Annotated in this window: 21 protein-coding genes; 10 read left to right on the top strand and 11 right to left on the bottom strand. The window is 72.1% G+C overall.

Annotated features, from left to right (window positions below):
• Window positions 1-43: 43 nt before the first annotated feature.
• The 4 genes from CCN42_RS02080 to CCN42_RS02065 all read right to left on the bottom strand — a co-directional run bounded on the left by CCN42_RS02080 (window position 44) and on the right by CCN42_RS02065 (window position 5,543).
• Complete coding sequence (locus tag CCN42_RS02080) at window positions 44-1,171, bottom strand: tetratricopeptide repeat protein (protein WP_245877105.1); 1,128 nt, start codon at window positions 1,169-1,171, stop codon at window positions 44-46.
• Complete coding sequence (locus CCN42_RS02075) at window positions 1,168-2,391, bottom strand: ATP-binding protein (protein ID WP_086732788.1); 1,224 nt, start codon at window positions 2,389-2,391, stop codon at window positions 1,168-1,170. The genes CCN42_RS02080 and CCN42_RS02075 overlap by 4 nt, the downstream gene beginning before the upstream one ends.
• Before the next feature lie 34 nt (window positions 2,392-2,425).
• Entirely contained in the window at window positions 2,426-4,474 is a 2,049-nt protein-coding gene (locus CCN42_RS02070) for a pectinesterase family protein (RefSeq protein ID WP_086732787.1), read from the bottom strand.
• 331 nt (window positions 4,475-4,805) lie between these two features.
• Window positions 4,806-5,543: an NADPH-dependent F420 reductase gene (locus CCN42_RS02065; RefSeq protein ID WP_086732786.1), complete on the bottom strand. Its 738-nt coding sequence runs from the start codon at window positions 5,541-5,543 to the stop codon at window positions 4,806-4,808.
• A gap of 301 nt (window positions 5,544-5,844) precedes the next feature.
• On the opposite strand from CCN42_RS02065, the gene CCN42_RS02060 reads away from it, so the two are divergent.
• Together CCN42_RS02060 and CCN42_RS02055 are read left to right on the top strand one after the other, a co-directional pair.
• Entirely contained in the window at window positions 5,845-6,387 is a 543-nt protein-coding gene (locus tag CCN42_RS02060) for a TetR/AcrR family transcriptional regulator (protein ID WP_158102045.1), read from the top strand.
• A 239-nt stretch (window positions 6,388-6,626) separates the two neighbouring features.
• Window positions 6,627-6,932, top strand: a complete 306-nt coding sequence (locus CCN42_RS02055; protein WP_086732784.1) for a DUF6281 family protein — start codon at window positions 6,627-6,629, stop codon at window positions 6,930-6,932.
• On the opposite strand, the gene CCN42_RS02050 is transcribed toward CCN42_RS02055, so the two are convergent.
• Window positions 6,889-7,170 (bottom strand): hypothetical protein, encoded by a 282-nt coding sequence (locus CCN42_RS02050; RefSeq protein WP_086732783.1) that lies wholly within the window; start codon window positions 7,168-7,170, stop codon window positions 6,889-6,891. The two genes, CCN42_RS02055 and CCN42_RS02050, sit on opposite strands and share 44 nt — an antisense overlap.
• Window positions 7,167-7,397, bottom strand: coding sequence for a hypothetical protein (locus tag CCN42_RS42405; RefSeq protein ID WP_086732782.1), 231 nt, complete (start codon window positions 7,395-7,397; stop codon window positions 7,167-7,169). Before CCN42_RS42405 ends, CCN42_RS02050 begins: the two co-directional genes overlap by 4 nt.
• 104 nt (window positions 7,398-7,501) lie before the next feature.
• Between CCN42_RS42405 and CCN42_RS45840 the strand changes: the two genes are divergently transcribed.
• From CCN42_RS45840 to CCN42_RS02030, 4 genes are read left to right on the top strand one after another with little or no spacing between them, the layout of a single operon-like run.
• The gene (locus CCN42_RS45840; RefSeq protein ID WP_339384290.1) at window positions 7,502-7,915 is read left to right on the top strand and encodes a helix-turn-helix domain-containing protein; all 414 of its coding nucleotides are present in this window, start codon (window positions 7,502-7,504) and stop codon (window positions 7,913-7,915) included.
• Entirely contained in the window at window positions 7,881-8,342 is a 462-nt protein-coding gene (locus CCN42_RS45835) for a DUF5753 domain-containing protein (RefSeq protein ID WP_339384289.1), read from the top strand. The genes CCN42_RS45840 and CCN42_RS45835 overlap by 35 nt, the downstream gene beginning before the upstream one ends.
• Entirely contained in the window at window positions 8,339-8,536 is a 198-nt protein-coding gene (locus CCN42_RS02035; protein WP_086732781.1) for a DUF397 domain-containing protein, read from the top strand. Before CCN42_RS45835 ends, CCN42_RS02035 begins: the two co-directional genes overlap by 4 nt.
• A gap of 18 nt (window positions 8,537-8,554) precedes the next feature.
• Window positions 8,555-8,755 (top strand): DUF397 domain-containing protein, encoded by a 201-nt coding sequence (locus CCN42_RS02030; protein WP_086732780.1) that lies wholly within the window; start codon window positions 8,555-8,557, stop codon window positions 8,753-8,755.
• A 25-nt stretch (window positions 8,756-8,780) separates the two neighbouring features.
• Here CCN42_RS02030 and CCN42_RS02025 read toward each other — a convergent pair whose 3' ends face one another.
• From CCN42_RS02025 to CCN42_RS02015, 3 genes are all read right to left on the bottom strand, one after another.
• A complete protein-coding gene (locus tag CCN42_RS02025; protein ID WP_086732779.1) occupies window positions 8,781-10,220 on the bottom strand; it encodes a sensor histidine kinase in 1,440 nt (479 codons plus the stop codon).
• Window positions 10,217-10,954 (bottom strand): response regulator transcription factor, encoded by a 738-nt coding sequence (locus CCN42_RS02020; protein ID WP_086732778.1) that lies wholly within the window; start codon window positions 10,952-10,954, stop codon window positions 10,217-10,219. Before CCN42_RS02020 ends, CCN42_RS02025 begins: the two co-directional genes overlap by 4 nt.
• A gap of 63 nt (window positions 10,955-11,017) precedes the next feature.
• A complete protein-coding gene (locus CCN42_RS02015) occupies window positions 11,018-11,989 on the bottom strand; it encodes a S1C family serine protease (RefSeq protein WP_086732798.1) in 972 nt (323 codons plus the stop codon).
• A gap of 205 nt (window positions 11,990-12,194) precedes the next feature.
• On the opposite strand from CCN42_RS02015, the gene CCN42_RS02010 reads away from it, so the two are divergent.
• On the top strand, window positions 12,195-13,397 hold the full coding sequence (locus tag CCN42_RS02010; RefSeq protein ID WP_086732777.1) for an NAD(P)/FAD-dependent oxidoreductase: 1,203 nt from the start codon (window positions 12,195-12,197) through the stop codon (window positions 13,395-13,397).
• A 10-nt stretch (window positions 13,398-13,407) separates the two neighbouring features.
• The gene (locus tag CCN42_RS02005) at window positions 13,408-14,361 is read left to right on the top strand and encodes a sigma-70 family RNA polymerase sigma factor (protein WP_211294612.1); all 954 of its coding nucleotides are present in this window, start codon (window positions 13,408-13,410) and stop codon (window positions 14,359-14,361) included.
• A gap of 41 nt (window positions 14,362-14,402) precedes the next feature.
• Here the strand turns inward: CCN42_RS02005 and CCN42_RS02000 are convergent, their stop codons facing one another.
• Complete coding sequence (locus tag CCN42_RS02000; RefSeq protein WP_086168922.1) at window positions 14,403-15,425, bottom strand: LacI family DNA-binding transcriptional regulator; 1,023 nt, start codon at window positions 15,423-15,425, stop codon at window positions 14,403-14,405.
• A gap of 109 nt (window positions 15,426-15,534) precedes the next feature.
• Complete coding sequence (locus tag CCN42_RS01995; RefSeq protein ID WP_086732775.1) at window positions 15,535-16,302, bottom strand: response regulator transcription factor; 768 nt, start codon at window positions 16,300-16,302, stop codon at window positions 15,535-15,537.
• 318 nt (window positions 16,303-16,620) lie between these two features.
• On the opposite strand from CCN42_RS01995, the gene CCN42_RS01990 reads away from it, so the two are divergent.
• Window positions 16,621-17,490: an alpha/beta hydrolase gene (locus CCN42_RS01990; protein WP_107427531.1), complete on the top strand. Its 870-nt coding sequence runs from the start codon at window positions 16,621-16,623 to the stop codon at window positions 17,488-17,490.
• A gap of 51 nt (window positions 17,491-17,541) precedes the next feature.
• Complete coding sequence (locus tag CCN42_RS01985; RefSeq protein ID WP_086732797.1) at window positions 17,542-17,796, top strand: MoaD/ThiS family protein; 255 nt, start codon at window positions 17,542-17,544, stop codon at window positions 17,794-17,796.
• The last annotated feature ends 7 nt before the right edge of the window (window positions 17,797-17,803 follow it).

Below are 17,803 nucleotides of genomic sequence, written 5' to 3'. Positions count from 1 at the left end.
CTTTGCGGACACGGCCTAGGCCGTTCGCCTCGGGCGGGCCGGCTCAGCCGGTCCTCCTCCGGTCGAACCACATCGTCGCCAGGGTCGGCAGCAGCCCCGCCCAGAAGAGCACCTGCGGGACCGTGCGCTCCGTCCACGGGACCTCGACGACGAGCATGGCGCACAGCATCGCCCACGCCGCCTGCCCGAGGACGATCCGGGCCCAGACGCGGCGGCGGACCAGCGAGCGCAGGTTGACCCGGACCCCGGCGCGCAGCCGGCGGTACCTCAGCAGGGCGCCCAGGGTCCACACCACGGCCATGGGCACCAGGTCCCAGAGCCGCTGGCCGAGCGGCAGCGGCAGCTCCCGCTGCGTCTCACCGTCCGTCGCGAACAGGTCGACGCCCACGCCGGCGAGGGCGAGGCAGAGCAGGGCGAGCCAGCGGATGCCGCGCAGCAGCCGGTAGGACGCCTCGTCCAGGCCCTGCCGCATCGGCTCGGAGTCCGGGGCGGCGGCGAGCGCGTCGGCGTACAGCGTGGCGGCCTGGGCGGCGGGCACGCCGGGCGCGGACGCCGCCTTCCCGGTCCGCCGGGCCAGGGCCTCCGGGTGCTGCGGGTCGAGCCGGAGGATGGCCTCGTCCAGCCGGTCGGCGGCGGCCCGGTCGCCCGCCATGTCGGCGATCAGCCGGGCGACCTCGTAGGGGTACACCTCCTCCGGGGCCAGCCGGATGGCCTCCTGGGCGAGTTCGGCCGACTCCCGCAGGGCGGCGACGTGGTCCTCGCGCCGGCCCTGACCGCCGTTGGCCCGCCCGGAGCGGATGGCCCGGATGCGCCACAGCCAGTTGGCGAGCAGCGCGAGGGCGTGCCAGTTCCCGGGGTCGAGGCGGATCGCCTCGCGCAGGACGTCCTCGGTCTCCAGGAAGCGGCCCGCGGCGCGCAGGGCGTGCGCGTGCATGACGATCGCCCCGACGTCCGAGGAGTCCAGCGTCAGTGCCCGCTGGGTCGCCTCCAGTGCGGTGGCCCCGTCCTGCTCGTCCCCGGCCAGATGGCTGCGGGCGAGCTTCACCCAGGCCCGGATGTCCTCGGGATCCTCGGCGAGCCGCTCGGCCAGCAGTTGGCGGGCCTCGTCGTACCGTCCCAGGTCGATGAGCAGGTCGGCCCGCTCCACGGCGGGGTGCCGCGCGGTGGTCACAGCTTGCGCCTCTTCTTCAGGTAGGCCACCAGGTCGTCGTACATCCCGCCCTCGTTGGCGAACATCGCCACGTTCCGCGCGGAGGCGAACCACGGCTCGGCGGACGGCACCACGTCCTTCGCCGCGGCCAGCAGGTCCTTCATGCCGATCAGCCGGACGGTGCCGGTGCGCGCCGAGTCGAGCAGCGCCCGCTCGGCCGCGGCGTCGCAGAGATGGGCCAGGTCGGCGCCCGACAGGCCGTCGGTGACCTTGACCAGCTTGCCGAGGTCGACGTTCTCGATGGGCCGGTCCCGCAGGTGGTACCGGAGGATCGCCTCGCGGGCGGGCCCGTCGGGCGGCAGGACGAGGATCGTGCGGTCCAGCCGGCCGGGGCGCCGCAGGGCGTTGTCCACATCCCAGGGCACATTGGTGGCGGCCAGCACGAACACGCCCTCGTTGGCCGCCGCGTCGATGCCGTCCAGTTCGGTGAGCAGCTGGTTGACGGTGTTGCGCATGCCGCTGTGGGCGGTGCGGCTGCGCTTGGCGCCGAGCGCGTCCAGCTCGTCCAGGAACACCACGCAGGGCGCCTGGCGGCGGGCGGTCTCGAAGATCTCGTGCATGTTGCGCTCGGAGTTGCCGATCCACATGTCGAGCACGTCGTTCACCGACACGGACAGGAACGCGGCGCCCAGCTCCCCGGCGACGGCCCGCGCGATGAAGGTCTTCCCGCACCCGGGCGGCCCGTACAGCAGCAGCCCGCCGCGCAGGCTCTTGCCGTACAGCTTGCGCAGTTCGGGGTTGCGCAGCGGTGCGAGGAAGGCGGCTTCCAGCCGGTCCTTGACGTCCTGCATGCCGCCCACGTCGGCCAGCCGCACCGCGCCGGGCTTCTCGACGTCCCAGGCGTCGGCGTCGCCCGGATCGTCCTGCCCGTCCGCCCGCACCGGCGCCTCGACGAACCGCGGCGGCACGACGTCACCGACCTGCTCCTGGGCGGCTTTCCAGTCGAAGGCGGGGCGGGCGGGAGGCGGCTGGCCGGGTATGCCCATGGCCCGGGCCATCAGGTCCCGGGCCTGGGCATCGCCCGGCGCGTGCTGAAGGGCCACGGCCGCCTCGGCGACCGCGGCCTGTGACTGTCCCGCGTTCAGCAGCAGTTCGGCCAGGTGCAGCCGCAGCGGTACGTCGGCGGGGGCGGCGGCGACGGCCGTTCGCAGACTCTGTATGAGAGGGGAGTCGTCCGGCATGATCCCCAGCCTACGGTCCGCCTCCCGCGCCCCTTTAGGAGGCCGTGGGCGTCCAGCCCCCCAGCCAGTCCGCGACCTCCTGGCCGGTGGCCTGGGCGTCGGTCAGGTGGGGTCGGTCGGAGCTTGCGGCGCCCGCGCCCGCGCCGGTGTTCCTGTACTCCGCGAACCGGTCGTCCTTCCAGGAGAAGCCGCTCATGTCCGTCCAGGGCGCCGTGCGGATCGCGGCGCTGAGGGTGGTGTTGCGGACCGTGGTCTGCGGGTCGAGGGTGGCGTCGCCGCCCGCGTGCCAGGGCCGGCCGAGGTAGAAGGAGCGGTCGGACACGTCACCGGTGATCGCCGAGTTGGCGATCAGGATGCCCTTGCGGTTCGCGGCGGTGCTCGGGGCGGTGACGTATCCGGCGGAGGTGCCGTCCCAGCGCTTCTTCAGGGTGATGACGGACCGGTCGATCACGGCGGTGGCGCGGCCGAAGATGAAGTCGACGTTGCCGGTGACGTAGGAGTTGGTCATGTAGACCCGGCCCAGCCTGTCCTTGGCGGCGGTGTCGACGAGCAGCGTGTCCTGGTCGCCCTCGACGATGATGCCGTCGAGGAACACCTTGTCGGCTGCGGTGCGCAGGGCGACGGCCTGGTGGCCGGAGAGGTGCTGGTTGGCCTTCTCGTCGAAGTCGTTGGCGATGGTCAGGTTGCGGGCCTGGAAGTCGTCGGCCTCGACGGCGACGGTGGCGCTGCCGCCGGTGCCGTAGGTGCCGCCGCCCGGCTTGGGGGTGCCGGAGGCGTTGTTGTGGACGATCACCGTGTCCTTGCGGCTGGCGCCCGTGCCCCGGATGGTGACGTGGGGCTTGTTCGAGGGGACCTTCACCGTCTCGCGGTACGTGCCCGGCTTGACCGCGATGACGACCCGTGAGGGGTTGTTCGCGGGGACGGCGTTCACGGCCGCCTGGACGGTGGAGTACTGGCCGGAGCCGTCCTTGGCGACGGTGAGGGTGGTCGCGGCGGCCGCGGTGGTCGTGGCCGGGGTGGTCCCGATCGAACCGCGCGGGCCCGTGCCCGACTTGAGCAGCGCGGGGACGTCGGCCGCCTTGTCGAGGGTGTAGCCGTAGTACGTCTTCGGGTCGAAGGCCGTGCCGCCGCTCTCGTTGCGCCCGGTGGTGCCGGAGAAGACGTTGCCGCGCTGGACCAGGGTGGCGGTGGAGTCCTTGATGACCGGGTTGCGCACGCCCTGGAAGTAGGAGTTCTCCAGGACCATGCTCGTCCTCCCGCGGGAGTAGTTGCCGTAGGACGACGTGATGGCGGTCCCCGGGGTGTCCTGAAGGAAGTTGTTGTAGAGGTGCGCGTGGGCGGCGTTGTCCGTGGACGGGTTGCGCTGCTCGGTCTCGCGGATCCAGTTGTGGTGGATCGTGATGTCCGTCTTGACGTTCTCGGTCCAGCCGATGCCGAACGTCTTGTTGTTGTCGCTCAGCCTGTTCCAGGACACCGTGACGTTCGTGCTGTCCTTGCGGACGTCGATGAGCCCGTCCGCCATGTGCCGAAGGTCGTTGTGGTCGATCCAGACATGGTGGGCGCCGTCCATCTGGATCGCGTCGTAGTCGTGGTCCTTGTCGTTCCAGACGCCCTGGTACGCGTCCCGGATCGTCAGGTTCCGGATGATCACGTTGTGCACGCCGGGACCGAGGAAGAAGCCGCCGCCGACGATGTGCCCCGAGGTGCCGGAGCCCACGATGGTCTTGTCGGACCGGACCTTGATCTCCTTGCCGGCCGGGGACATGGTGATCGTCCCCGCGACGACGATGACGTACGGCTCCTCGGCGGTCGCGTACTTCTCCAGGTCCGCGAGCGTCTTCACGGTGACGATCTGTCCGCCCCGGCCGCCGTACGTGCCGTTCTGGCCGAGGGAGTTCACGGAGGCGAAGCCGTCGGCGGTGGCCGTCGCCCACGCGGGCACCTCGGCCGCCGACGCCTCGTGCTGCGCGTTCGCACCGACCACGAGCACACCCGCGGCGGTCAGGGCGAGGGGGACACCGACGGCGAGCGCCGTAGTGCTGCGCCTGCGGTGCCGGGGCTTTCCACGGGTCGTCTCACTCATGCGGGTTCCGTTCCGTGTGTGGGGATGGTCGACGGACAGTCGCCGCCGGCCGCCGGAAGGTTGCCGCCCGGCCGAACGAACCCGGCGTGGCTCTGTTCATGAGAAACGACAGCAGATGTTCACCACTTCGGGAGGCGCCTCAGCCACGGTGGGGATTCGAACGGTGCGTTACGCACTGTGGCGGTCACGATCCCGATGCCGGCTGAGTTCCGTCGCTGCCCGAGCCGATGACAAGCGTGTCCGGGCCGTCGCCTACGCCGGCGGGAGGAGCGGCGCTGGGACCGCCCGGCCCGGTGACGGACCGGGCGGGGCGGTTCGCGTCCGTTGGCTTCTACGCGGTGACCTCGCGGTAGATCTGGACGCCGTTGACCATGTCGATCCCGGTGCCCGGCGTGTACACCCGGCGGATCTCCTCATCCCGGTCGCCGGCGAGGCGTGCGCGGTCGGCGCGGGCGAGCGCGGCTCGCAGGGTCGCGGCGTCGAGGTCGGTGCAGTAGGCGGGGGAACCGGGCTCCATGCGCCAGGACTCGGACAGCGGCCCTGCGTCGACGGCGTCGAACCCGGTGTCCTCGACCAGCTGCATCACCACCTTCTTGGCGGCCGTGTCGTCCCCGGCCACGGGCAGAGCGATCCGGTCGGGGTGTCCCTGGGCTTGTCCGTTAGTGGCGAGGGTGAGGGAGAAGACGGTGTTCCACGCCTTGATGACGGGGCGGCCGATCTGCGTGCTGATCCAGGTGCTCTGGGCGGTGGTGTCCCCGAGGCCCTCGGCGACATAGCCGCCGAGCGGATAGTGGTTGGTCATGTCGACGATGACCGTGGAGGCGGGTGCCTGGCGCAGGTCTCCGGCCAGCGTGGGGATGACCCCGAAAGGGACCGAGAGCACGATGACGTCGGCGTGCGCGACGGCGTCGGCGATCGTTGCTGCGGCGCGGGCGTGGAGCTCGTCGGCCAGCTCTCGCAGGGATTCCGGGCCGCGGGAGTTGGCCAGGGTGAGCGTGTGGCCGGCGCGCGCGAGTACACGGGCGAGCTCGCTGCCGATGTTCCCGGTTCCGATGACCGTGATGTCCATGGGTTCTCCTGTTCGTTTCGCCGGCCCGCTGGTGCCAGGCCGGGGGCAGTGCCGCTTTCTGACACCGGGGGCTCTGCGGTCGGTGCCGCGGGAATCGTGCGTCGCCCCGCGAGGAGGCTCGACCCCGACCCCGTTCGTGATGGCAGTGCCGTGCGACCCGGGGGTGGCGACCCGGCATATCAGGCACTGTACGTCACAGCTGACAGTGACTGCCAAAGATGCGGGCTGCTAGCATGGTGGCATGGTCCAGTCCCGAGTTCGCGACGTCGCACGTCGCGCCATCCATGCAGAGATCACAGCGGTGGCGGAGTGCTTGTTCCGGGAACAGGGCTACGACGCCACCACGGTCGACCACATCGCCGAGCGGGCGGGCATCTCCCAGCGGACCTTCTTCCGCTACGCCGGGACGAAGGAGGACCTGGTCCTGAGCGACTTCGAACGGCAAGGCGAGCGCATGGTGGACGTCCTGCGGTCGCGACCGGCCACGGAGAACCCCTGGACATCCCTGCGCCACGCCTTCGAGGTCGTCGTCGCCTCCCGCGGCGAACAATCCGACCGCGACCGGGCCAAGCTGATGTACTCGATCATCGAGTCCAGCCCCGCCCTACGTGCCGCATACCTCGACCGGATGGACCTCATCCAACGCGGGCTCGTCGACGTCCTCCTGGACCGCCCCACCGGAACCGACAACCGTGTCGTCACCCGCGCCCTCGTCGGCGCCGCCTTCGCCGCCCTCAACGCCGTCATCGAGACCTGCGACCCCGACAGCAACGGACCGGACACCTTCGCCGCCGACCTCGACCACGTCCTGGCCCAACTGGAACCCACCAGCACACGGATCTGACCCGGCACCGACCGGACGGAAGGACATCACCGGCCCGCGCTACCGACGACGCCGCTGCTCACTCTCCGAAGACGCGCAATTGAACAGCAGCGGATAGTGGTCCTCCCGAATTCGTGAACATCTGCTGTTCGTTCTCGTAGACAAAGCCACCGGCGGCCCCGGCGTCGGAGTGGATGACGGGAGGAGGCCCGGATGAAGGCCGTACGGGGACCGGCGGTGCTGCTGCTCGCGCTCACCGGGTGCGCGGCGGGGGCGACGGGACGGCGTCCTGCGCCTACCTGGTGCGCTACGAGGGGCGGACGTACTCGGACCGGGCCGACGTCGACTTCGAGGTGGCCGAGCACATCGGTACCGCGGTCCTGCCGCCCTGCGACGACACCTCGAACGCCGGGGAGCCGGCCGGCCCCGCCACCTCGGTCACGGCCTACCGAGTGGTGGGCTGGGACCCCGGGAAGGCCATCGCGGTGGGCACGTCACCGAGGGACGCGGTCTTCGTGCGGGTCAGTCCGGACGGATCACCGGCTCGACGCGGGCACCTCGGCTGACCGCGACCCGGAGCACGTCCTCCAGGGACTCGGCGGCCCGGGTGAGCGCGAACCGCACGGCCCGCTCACCGGCCTTGGCGTCGGCGAGGACGGCCCTGGCACCTGCCAGCACCTCGGTGGCTGAGCGCAGTTGGGCGGCCTCGATGTCGTCGGCGAGTCGGGAGAGCGGACTGTGCGGGTCGTCGCTGCTGAGGTAGCAGGGCTTGCCGTCGACGCCCGTCCAGGGGAGCAGCCTCACGCGGACACCTCCACGGGGCGTCCTTCGCGGGCGAGCAGGTAGGGGCGGACGAGCGGGGTGTCGAGCCAGACGGGCTCCAGGGCGCGGGGCGGGGAGTGCGGCGGGGCCGGCGGTCGCGGGGGCGCCGTGGCGCGGTGGCGTCCCTCGGCGGTCAGCAGGAGCCGTACGAGGGAGAGCAGGACGGTCTCGCAGAGCGCGGCGAGGCGCAGGCGGAGGCGCAGAGGCATGGCGGTGCCCTTCCGGGGCGTAGCAGGGGTGGTTGACGAGCGGTGATCACCGTTCGTGCCTCGATGGTCACGGATCGCGCGTACGCTGCGGAAGAGGTTCGGTGTTGTCTGGCGCCCAGGCAACGGGGAGGGGTGACGTAGGCGAGAGGGTTGACGCTCAGCCGGTTTCCGGGCGGGTGATGCTCGGGCAGACGCTCAGGGTCCTGCGGGAGAAGACCGGGAAGTCACTGGGGCAGCTGGCCGACGAGACCGGGTACGAGAAGAGCTATCTGAGCCGCCTGGAGTCGGGTGAGCGGCTGTCCAAGGTGACGGTCATGGAGGACCTGGACGGCTACTACGGCACCGGTGACCTGCTGTTGAGCCACTGGAAGGCGGCTCGGCTGGATGCGTTCAAGGACCAGTACAAGGAGTACATGGCCTTGGAGGCGACAGTTCTCGCTGGGAGTCCCAGGGCTTCTGCAGACCGAGGACTTCGCTCGGGAGGTGTTGTCTGGCGCCCAGACAACGGCGGACGGTGACGAGGCCGTCGAGGAGCAGGTGGCCGCTCGGCTCGGTCGTCAGTACCTGCTGAGGCAGAAGCCGGAACCGGAAGTGCGCGTCGTCGTGGATGAGTTCGCGCTGCGACGCCCCGCTGCCCAGGGCAAGACCTGGGAGGCTCAGCTGCTGCATCTCGAGGCTGCCGCGCTGTGGCCCAACGTGGCGCTTCAGGTACTGCCGTTCTCGGCGGGAGCGCACCACCATATGAACGGGTCCCTGACGCTGCTCCGGCAGAGGGACGGAAGCGCCGTTGCCTACACAGAAGGCAACAGCAGCGGTCGGCTGATCGAGGAGCCGGACCAGGTCCTTCGAGAGCACTCATCCTACGATCGGCTCCGCGACCTGGCGCTGCCCCCGTCGGACTCGCTCGCGTTCATCAGGGGCGTACTGGGGGAGCACCGATCATGACGAACACTCCCGACCTCACCATCGCCGCGTGGCGTAAGTCGTCCTACAGCGATGGGGGAGCCAACAACTGCGTCGAGGTCGCCGACAACTGCCCCGGCACGGTCCCGGTCCGCGACAGCAAGCTCTCCGCGGGCCCGGTGCTGGTGTTCGGCGAGGATTCCTGGTCGGCGTTCCTCGCGGGCGTCAAGGGCTGATGGAGGGAGCGCGCACCCATGAACCGAGCCCCTGACCTCAGCACCGCCGTGTGGCACAAGTCGAGCTACAGCGAAGGGGGAGCCAACGACTGCGTCGAGGTCGCCGACAATTGCGGCCCCGGCACAGTTCCCGTCCGCGACAGCAAGCTCTCGGGAGGCCCGGTGCTCGTGTTCCGCGAGAATAGCTGGACGTCGTTCCTGGCAGGCGTCAAGGGCTGAGACAGCCCCCTCGGGTCCCGTCCCCTCAGGCCGGCGGCAGGTCCTCCGGCGGCGGCGTCGGTGCCCCCGGCAGGCGGATCGTCACCACCGTGCCGCCGCCCTCCGCCGGGGTCAGGGCGACCTCGCCGCCCGCCTGCTGCACCGTGCGGGCCACGATCGACAGACCCAGGCCGGAACCCGGCAGGGCCCGCGCGCTCGGGCTGCGCCAGAAGCGGTCGAAGACGTGCGGGAGTTCGTCGGCGGGGATGCCGGGGCCGTGGTCGCGGACGGTGAGGACGCCGTCGGCGAGGCGTACGTCGATCCGGCCGCCCCCGGGGCTGAACTTCACCGCGTTGTCCAGCACGTTGACCACCGCCCGCTCCAGCGCGGACGGCTCAGCCCGCACGTACCACGGCCGCACGTCCGCCGTGATCGTCAGCTCCGGGCCGCGCAGCCTCGCCCGCCGCAGGGCCGACTCCACCGCCTCCTGGAACGGGATCACCTGGGTCCGGCCGCCGTGCTGGCCGGTGTCCGGGCGGGACAGCTCCTGGAGGTCGCCGATGAGCGCGGCCAGCTCCGTCATCTGCGCCTTCACCGAGGCGAGCAGCGCCTTGCGGTCCGCCTCCGGGATCGGGCGGCCGGTCTCCTCGCTGCGGCTGAGGAGTTCGATGTTGGTGCGCAGCGAGGTGAGCGGGGTGCGCAGCTCGTGGCCGGCGTCCGCGATCAGCTGCTGCTGGAGGTCGCGGGAGCTGGCCAGCGCGGACGTCATCGAGTTGAAGGAGCGGGAGAGGCGGGCGATCTCGTCCTCGTCGTCGTCCTGGACGGGGATGCGGATGGTCAGGTCCTCCGTGCGGGCCACGTGCTCCACCGCCTCGGTCAGCCGGTCCACCGGGCGCAGTCCGGCCCGCGCCACCGCGAGGCCCGCGGCGCCCGCGCCGACCACTCCGATGCCGGAGACGGCCAGCAGCACCCAGGCCAGCGAGTTGAGCGGCTTGGTGACGTCCCCGAGCGGCTTGGCGACGGAGACGGCGATCCCGGGCTGCACCTCGCGGGTGTCGCGGTCGACGACCGGGCGGGTGTAGACGCGGACGGCCGTGCCGCCGGTGGTCCTCCCGGAGTGCATGGCCGTCTCCGCCTCGCCGTCGGCGACGGCCAGGTCGGCGTCCTGCGCCGGGACGCTCTCGATGCCCGGGTTGGTGCAGGTGCTGCCGTCCGAGTAGAGGATCGTGACGATGGGGGAGTTGGGAGGCAGGGGGAGTTGCCGGGGTTCGGCCTGCCGGCAGTTGTCCAGCATCAGCTGGAGCAGCCCGGTGGAGACCTGCTCGCTGCGCAGCTGCTCGTCCAGCTGGCCGTACAGCCGCTCGCGCACGAGGAACCAGCAGGTCACCGACACCGCGGCGACCGCGAACGCCACCGCCGCCGCCACCAGCAGCGCGAGCCGGGAGCGGATCGGCAGCGCACGCAGGTGCCGTACCGCCTTGCTCACTCGGTGCCGCCCTGGCGCAGGACGTATCCGACGCCGCGCACGGTGTGCACGAGCCGCGGCTCGCCCCCGGCCTCCGTCTTGCGGCGCAGGTACATGACGTACACGTCGAGGGAGTTCGACGACGGCTCGAAGTCGAAGCCCCACACGGCCTTGAGGATCTGCTCGCGGGTGAGGACCTGGCGCGGGTGCGCCATGAACATCTCCAGCAGGGTGAACTCGGTCCGGGTCAGCTCCACCGCCCGTCCGCCGCGGGTGACCTCGCGGGTGGCGAGGTCCATGCGCAGGTCGGCGAAGGTCAGCGCCTCGCTGTCGTCGGCCGTGGCGCCCGCGACCGCCGCCGCGTAGGAGCTGCGCCGCAGCAGGGCCCGGATGCGGGCGAGGAGTTCGTCGAGTTCGAACGGTTTGACCAGGTAGTCGTCCGCCCCGGCGTCCAGCCCCGTCACCCGGTCGCCGACCGTGTCGCGGGCGGTGAGCATGAGGATCGGCGTGGTGTCCCCGGCGCCCCTGATCCGGCGGGCCGCGGTCAGCCCGTCCATGCGCGGCATCTGGATGTCCAGGACGACGAGGTCGGGCCGGTACGCGGCCGCCTTCTCCAGGGCGTCCGCGCCGTCGACGGCGACCTCGGTGCCGTATCCCTCGAAGGCCAGGCTGCGCTGGAGCGCTTCGCGTACCGCGGGCTCGTCGTCGACGATCAGGATGCGCTGGGGGGCACGGTCGCCTTCGGCGGGGCTCATGGCGTGGGTTCCTCGGGGTGGGTGCGGCGGGCGGGGCTGACGTTCTCAGCGTCGCACGTCCGCTCAGTCGGTGGCGCCGGCCCGCAGCTTCGCCAGGTCGGCCTTGACGGTGTCGACCGGGATCGCGAAGCCGAGTCCGACACTGCCCGCGTCGGACGAGGAGGAACCGCTCGCGGAGTACATCGCGGAGTTGATGCCGATGATGTCGCCGTTCATGTCGATCAGCGCGCCGCCGGAGTTGCCGGGGTTGAGGGACGCGTCGGTCTGGATGGCCTTGTACGTCGTGGTGGACGAGCCGGTGTCGCCGTTGAACTCCCGGCCGCCGAACTCGAACGGCCAGCCGCCGCCGGGCTGCTGCTGTTGCTGCCCCTCCTCGGTGGGGACGGTGACGTCGCGGTCGAGTGCGGAGACGATGCCGCTGGTCACCGTGCCGGTCAGGCCCTCGGGGGAGCCGATGGCCACGACCTGGTCGCCGACCCGTACGGCGGAGGAGTCGCCGAGGGTGGCCGCCGGCAGTCCGGAGGCGTTCTCCAGCTCGATCAGGGCGAGGTCCTTGCCGCTGTCGGTGCCGACGGTCCGGGCGGTGTACTCCTTGCCGTCGCTGGTCGTCACGGTGATCCGCGAGGCGCCGGAGACGACGTGGTTGTTGGTGATGATCTCGCCGTCCCCGGTGATGATCACGCCGGAGCCGGTGGAGGTTCCGGCGCCGGAGGTGGCGCTGATCTCGACGATGCTCGGGCCGACCGCCTCGGCGACCCCGGCGACCGTGCCCTTCTGGCCGGCCGGGACCACAGCGGTGCCGGTCGAGCCGGCCGCCACCGTGGAGGAGCCGTCGGTCAGCTCCTGGATGCCGTAGGCCGTGCCGCCGCCGACCGCCGCGGCCGCGATCGCGACGGCGGTGAGCAGGGCCACGGGCCCGCGCTTCCTGGTGCGCCGCCGGGACACGGGCTCCGTCAGGAGCGCGGTGGGCTGACGCGGCTGGTACGCCGGAGGGGGCGGCCACTCGGGGTTCACGTTGCTCTCGGTCATGTCCATGAGCTTCACGCCCGACCATGAGAGCCACCTGAGTGCCGCCTGAGAAGCCCGGCAGAACCTCGTATGCCCGATATAAAGGCCGGGCCGTCGGCCGACGGCACCACCCTTTGCCACTCTGTGGCGCAGGTCACATCCCGTTCCTGTCAGGAATCGGCTCGCCGTCCCGCTCAACTCACGGCAGCCACCGAACCGACAGGAGCCGCACATGAAGCACCGCATCGTCGTCCTCGGCGCCGGATACGCCGGGGCCTACGTGGCCGGGAACCTGGCCCGCCGGCTGTCCCCGGCGGACACCGAGATCACCGTGGTCAACGCCGGGCCGGACTTCGTCCAGCGGCTGCGGCTGCACCAGCTCGCGGCCGGCCAGCGGATCGAGGCCCCGAAGCTCGCCGACGTCTTCGCGGGCACCGGCATACGGCTGCGTCTGGCCCGGGTGACCACCGTCGATCCCGAACGCCGCACCGTCGCCCTCGCCGACGCCGACGGCGGCGGCGAACTCGGCTACGACACCCTCGTCTACGCGCTCGGCAGCCACGTCGCCGACCACGACGTCCCCGGCGTGGCCGAGCACGCCCTCGACGTCACCGGCCGGCCCTCGGCGCTGCGCCTGCGCGACCGCCTGGACGGCCTCGCCGGGCGGGGCGGCGGGAACGTGCTGGTCGTCGGCGACGGACTGACCGGCATCGAGACCGCCACCGAGATCGCCGAGTCCCGGCCCGGCCTGTCGGTGACGCTGATCGCCCGCGGGGAACTGGGCGCCCCGCTCTCCGCCGGAGCCCGCGGCCACCTGCGCCGGGCCTGCGACCGGCTGGGCGTCACCGTCCTGGAGCACACCACCGTCGAAGCCGTGGAGGCGACGCGGGTGCTGTGCGCCGACGGCACCGTCCTGGCGTCCGACGCGACCGTGTGGGCGGCCGGCTTCGCGGTCCACCCCATCGCCGCCACCAGCGGGCTGGAGGTCACCGAGAACGGCCGGATCGTCGTCGACCGCACCATGCGCTCGGTCTCCCACCCGGACGTCTACGCCGCGGGCGACAGCGCCCACGCCATCGGCGACAACGGCCGGCCGCTGCCGATGTCGTGCGCCTCGGCCGGCTACACCGGCCGGCAGGCCGTGGAGGCGATCATGGGACGCCTCACCGGCCGCGAGATCACGAACGTCAAGCTGGAGTACGTGGCCAACCACATCAGCCTCGGCCGGCGGGACGCGATCCTTCAGCTGGTCGACGGCGAGGGCCTGGCGAAGCCGAAGTACCTGGGCGGCCGGCAGGCCGCGCGGGTCAAGGCGGGCATCCTCGCGCTGTCGCTGTGGGCCACCTCGCACCCGACCTTCGGGCTGCCCCGGCGCAGGCGCCGGCTGTCCGCCGCCGTGCCGGACGCGCCCGCCGCCCGGCGAGTGGCCGCCTAGGGTGGTCCGCGTGGACGGCACCGCCGCCGATCACTTCGACGTCGGCCGGTTCGAGGCCAGCCGGAACCGGCTGGCCTCGCTGGCGTACCGCCTGCTGGGCTCCGCCGCCGACGCCGAGGACGCCGTGCAGGACGCGTTCCTGCACTGGCAGGCCGCCGACCGGCAGCGGATCAAGGTCCCGGAGGCCTGGCTGACCAAGGTCGTCACCCATCTGTGCCTCGACCGGCTCCGCTCGGCGCAGTCCCGCCGCGAACGCGCCGTAGGCGCCTGGCTGCCCGAGCCGCTCCTCGACGGCGACCCGATGCTCGGCCCGGCCGACACCTTCGAGCAGCGCGAATCGGTCTCCCTGGCCGTACTGACCCTCATGGAGCGCCTGTCACCCGTCGAGCGGGCCGTCTACCTCCTGCGCGAGGCGTTCTCCCACGGCCACGCCGAGATCGCCGAGATCCTCGACATCACCGAGTCCGCGAGCCAGCAGCACCTCCACCGGGCCCGGCGCCGTCTCACCGCCGCGCGCCGCCGAGGCGGTGAGATCGACCCGGAATCCGCCCGCGGGATCGTCGAGGAGTTCCTCGTCGCGGCCTCCTCGGGCCGCACCGAACGGCTGGTGGCGCTGCTCACCGACGACGCGACCGCGATCTCCGACGGCGCGGGCCTGACCGAGCGGCTGCTCCGGTTCGACACCCCGCAGCGCATCGCCGCCGTCGCCCGGGCCGGCCTCACACCCACGCCCGCGAAGCGGCGCCTGGCCGGCGGCACGCCCGCCGTCCACTACGCGCTCGTCAACGGCGCCCCCGCCATCCTCTTCGTGCTCGGCGATCAGGTGGTCGGTGCCATCACGTTCGACCTCGCCCACGGCAGGATCGTCACCGTGCGCGGTATCGCCGCCCCCGCCCGCCTGGTCCGCCTCGGCGAGGCCTGGCGGCGGCACGAACCGGACACGCCGCTCATCGCCCAGTGGTGACCCGCGCCGCGAAGGGGGCGCCGCGAAGACCCCGCGAGGGGTCACTCGCAGCCGCAGGACCGCCGTATCACCAGCCGGGACGGGAACACCTTCAGCCGCTCCCGCCGGGAGCCGGTCACCCGCACCCCGTCGTCCAGGACGAGGTCCACCGCGGCCCGCGCCATCGCCGAGCGGTCCGAGGCGACCGTGGTCAGGGGCGGGTCGGCGAGGGCCGCCTCCTTGATGTCGTCGAACCCGGCCACCCCCAGCTCGCCGGGCACGTCGATGCGCAGCTCGCGGGCGGCGCGCAGCAGGCCGATGGCCTGGTCGTCGGTGGAGCAGAAGATCGCCGGGGGACGGTCCGGCCCGGACAGCACCTCCAGGCCCACCCGGTAGGCGTCGTAGCGGTTGTACGGCGCCTCGAAGAGCCGGCCCTCGGTGGGGATGCCCGCCTCGTCCATGGCGCGCCGCCAGCCCTCGACGTGATCGGAGACGGGGTCGCCGACGGCGGGGGTCTCGGCGGTGCCGCCCATACAGGCGACGTACTCGTAGCCGTGCTCCAGGAGGTGGCGTACGGCGAGCTGGGCGCCGCCCAGGTCGTCGGTGACGACGGCGACGTCGTCGATGGACTCGGGGCGCTCGTGCAGCAGCACGATCCGCGCGTCCCAGGCCTCGATCTCGGCGGCGGCGAGGTCGTTCAGCGCGTGCGAGACGAGGATCAGGCCGGAGACCCGCATGCCGAGGAAGGCCCGCAGGTAGTGGACCTCGCGCTCGCCGACGTAGTCGGTGTTGCCGACGAGGACCATCTTCCCGCGCTCGGAGGCGGCCTGTTCGACCGCGTGCGCCATCTCCCCGAAGAAGGGCTGGCGGGCGTCGGGGATGATCAGGCCTATGAGGTCGGTGCGGCGGGAGGCCATGGCCTGGGCGACCCGGTCGGGCCGGTACCCCAGTTCCTTGATCGCGGCGAGGACGCGCTCGCGCGTGGCCGGGGCGACCGGCCGGGGTCCGTTGTTGATGACGTAGCTGACGACGGCGGTCGAAGTTCCCGCCAGCCGCGCCACATCATCCCGAGTCACCTTGGCCACGCGCGGAGTCTACGCGGAGAGACCCGCTCTGGGCAGGGCGTCTTGCGCCTTGACCACACCCGTACGGGGTACCGGCCCGCGGTGTCCGTTTTGCGGACCGGTACGCGCATCAGACCTCGGTGGCGACGGGAGCGGGCAGGCTGTCCGCCTTGTCCGCCTTCGCCTGGTCGGCCTTCGCCTTGGCCTCCTCCGCGGCGCGCTCCACCTTCTCCGGGGTGACGAACCGGTAACCGACGTTGCGGACGGTGCCGATGAGCGACTCGTGCTCCGGGCCGAGCTTGGCCCGCAGCCGCCGTACGTGCACGTCGACCGTCCGGGTGCCGCCGAAGTAGTCGTAGCCCCAGACCTCCTGGAGCAGCTGGGCGCGGGTGAAGACCCGGCCCGGGTGCTGGGCGAGGTACTTCAGCAGCTCGAACTCCTTGAAGGTCAGGTCGAGGACCCGGCCCTTGAGCTTGGCGGAGTACGTCGCCTCGTCCACCGACAGGTCGCCGTTGCGGATCTCCATCGGGGAGTCGTCGGCCACGATCTGCTGGCGGCCCATGGCGAGCCGCAGCCGCGCCTCCACCTCGGCCGGTCCGGCGGTGTCGAGGAGGACGTCGTCGATGCCCCAGTCGGCGGTGACGGCGGCGAGGCCGCCCTCGGTCACGACGAGGATCAGCGGACAGCCGGGCCCGGTCGAGCGCAGCAGCTGGCAGAGACTGCGGACCTGCGGGAGGTCGCGGCGGCCGTCGATCAGGATGACGTCGGCACCCGGGGTGTCGACGAGGGCCGGCCCTTCCGCCGGGGCCACCCGCACGTTGTGCAGCAGCAGGCCGAGAGCGGGCAGCACCTCCGTCGACGGCTGAAGGGCATTGGTGAGAAGCAGCAGAGAACTCATCGCGCCCCACCTGCCTGGGTCGTCGTCATACGTTCGTGCACGGTTCGCTCGCCCATAACGTCTGGTTCCTCCTCGGTCCCTGCGATGGGGGTACCGCCCACGCTTTCGCCGTGGGGGAGTTTGCGGCCCTGCTTCGTACGGTGCGGCTTCCCCGCGCCCTGGGAATCCGCGGCGGCCCGGGGGCCGCTTCGTTGCCCTTCATGCGATCGGACGGCCCCGTACACCCGCGGTCTCCCGCGTCGTATACAACGCTTTCGAAAGCACAAAAGGACCCGGGGGCTGCGCTGCCCGAGTCCTCTGCCCAGCAGAATAGCCCACATGAGCTCAGGTCCGGCAGGTCATGTGGCCCGATCCACCCCGTCATCCACCGTTCGTCCACACCGTGAGACGAATCGGATGAGCGGACCCGCACGAAAGCGGACGTTCCTGCACACGGCCGACGGAGTGATGATCGAAGCCGTGTACGAACCGGCGGCCGTGGGCTTCCCGGACACCTCCCGGCCCGCCGCCGGTCATCTCGTGTTCGTGATGGCGCACGGCTTCACCGGCGACGTGAGCCGCCCCCACGTGCGCCGGATCGCGCGCGCCCTCGCGCGCCACGGTGCCGTCGTCACCTTCTCCTTCCGCGGCCACGGCGCCTCCGGCGGCCGGTCCACCGTCGGCGACCGCGAGGTGCTGGACCTGGCCGCCGCCGTGGACTGGGCGCGCGGCCTCGGGCACACGCGCGTGGTGACCGTCGGGTTCTCCATGGGCGGCTCGGTGGTGCTGCGGCACGCGGCGCTGCACCAGGAGCAGGAGCCGGCCGCGGTGGTCTCGGTCAGCGCGCCGGCCCGCTGGTACTACCGGGGCACCGCCCCCATGCGCCGGCTGCACTGGCTGGTGACCCGCCCGGCGGGCCGCCTGGTCGGCCGCTACGGCTTCCGCACCCGCATCCACCACCGCGACTGGGACCCCGTCCCGCTCTCCCCGGTGGAGGCGGTGCCGCGGATCGCCCCCACCCCGCTGCTCGTCGTGCACGGCGACCGCGACGGCTACTTCCCGCTGGACCACCCGTACATGCTGGCCGCGGCGGCGGGCGAGCACGGCGAACTCTGGATCGAACCCGGCATGGGCCACGCCGAACACGCGACCGACGAGGCCCTGCTCGCCCGGATCGGGGACTGGGCCGCCGGCGCGGCGGGAATTTGACGGCAGGGCCTAGCCTGGCCGTGGCACGAGTGGACTGACGTGAGGGACGAGATGGCAAAGGTCACGGTGCGCTACTGGGCCGCCGCGAAGGCCGCGGCCGGGGTCGCCGAGGAACGGTGCGAGGCGGCCACGCTCGCCGACGCGCTCGCCGCGGTGCGGGAGCGGCACCCCGGCGAACTCGCGCGCGTGCTGCGGCGCTGCTCGTTCCTCGTCGACGGAGATCCCGTCGGGACCCGCGGGCATGACACGGTACGGCTGGCCGACGGCGGCACGGTCGAGGTGCTCCCGCCGTTCGCAGGAGGGTGACCAGACC

The sequence above is a fragment of the Streptomyces glaucescens genome (assembly GCF_002154375.1).
In the GTDB taxonomy this organism is placed as follows: Bacteria; Actinomycetota; Actinomycetes; order Streptomycetales; family Streptomycetaceae; genus Streptomyces; species Streptomyces glaucescens.
This window is presented reverse-complemented; position numbering and strand designations above follow the sequence as displayed.

Bases quoted from the DNA above. Each gene is read 5' to 3' on its own strand.
- CCN42_RS01990 (WP_107427531.1), top strand. From the start codon at position 16,621: ATGAGCTCAGGTCCGGCAGGTCATGTGGCCCGATCCACCCCGTCATCC.
- CCN42_RS02030 (WP_086732780.1), top strand. From the start codon at position 8,555: ATGAACCGAGCCCCTGACCTCAGCACCGCCGTGTGGCACAAGTCGAGC.
- CCN42_RS01995 (WP_086732775.1), bottom strand. From the start codon at position 16,302: ATGAGTTCTCTGCTGCTTCTCACCAATGCCCTTCAGCCGTCGACGGAG.
- CCN42_RS02020 (WP_086732778.1), bottom strand. From the start codon at position 10,954: ATGAGCCCCGCCGAAGGCGACCGTGCCCCCCAGCGCATCCTGATCGTC.
- CCN42_RS02070 (WP_086732787.1), bottom strand. From the start codon at position 4,474: ATGAGTGAGACGACCCGTGGAAAGCCCCGGCACCGCAGGCGCAGCACT.
- CCN42_RS02035 (WP_086732781.1), top strand. From the start codon at position 8,339: ATGACGAACACTCCCGACCTCACCATCGCCGCGTGGCGTAAGTCGTCC.
- CCN42_RS02010 (WP_086732777.1), top strand. From the start codon at position 12,195: ATGAAGCACCGCATCGTCGTCCTCGGCGCCGGATACGCCGGGGCCTAC.
- CCN42_RS02075 (WP_086732788.1), bottom strand. From the start codon at position 2,391: ATGCCGGACGACTCCCCTCTCATACAGAGTCTGCGAACGGCCGTCGCC.
- CCN42_RS42405 (WP_086732782.1), bottom strand. From the start codon at position 7,397: ATGCCTCTGCGCCTCCGCCTGCGCCTCGCCGCGCTCTGCGAGACCGTC.
- CCN42_RS01985 (WP_086732797.1), top strand. From the start codon at position 17,542: ATGGCAAAGGTCACGGTGCGCTACTGGGCCGCCGCGAAGGCCGCGGCC.
- CCN42_RS02065 (WP_086732786.1), bottom strand. From the start codon at position 5,543: ATGGACATCACGGTCATCGGAACCGGGAACATCGGCAGCGAGCTCGCC.
- CCN42_RS02015 (WP_086732798.1), bottom strand. From the start codon at position 11,989: ATGGACATGACCGAGAGCAACGTGAACCCCGAGTGGCCGCCCCCTCCG.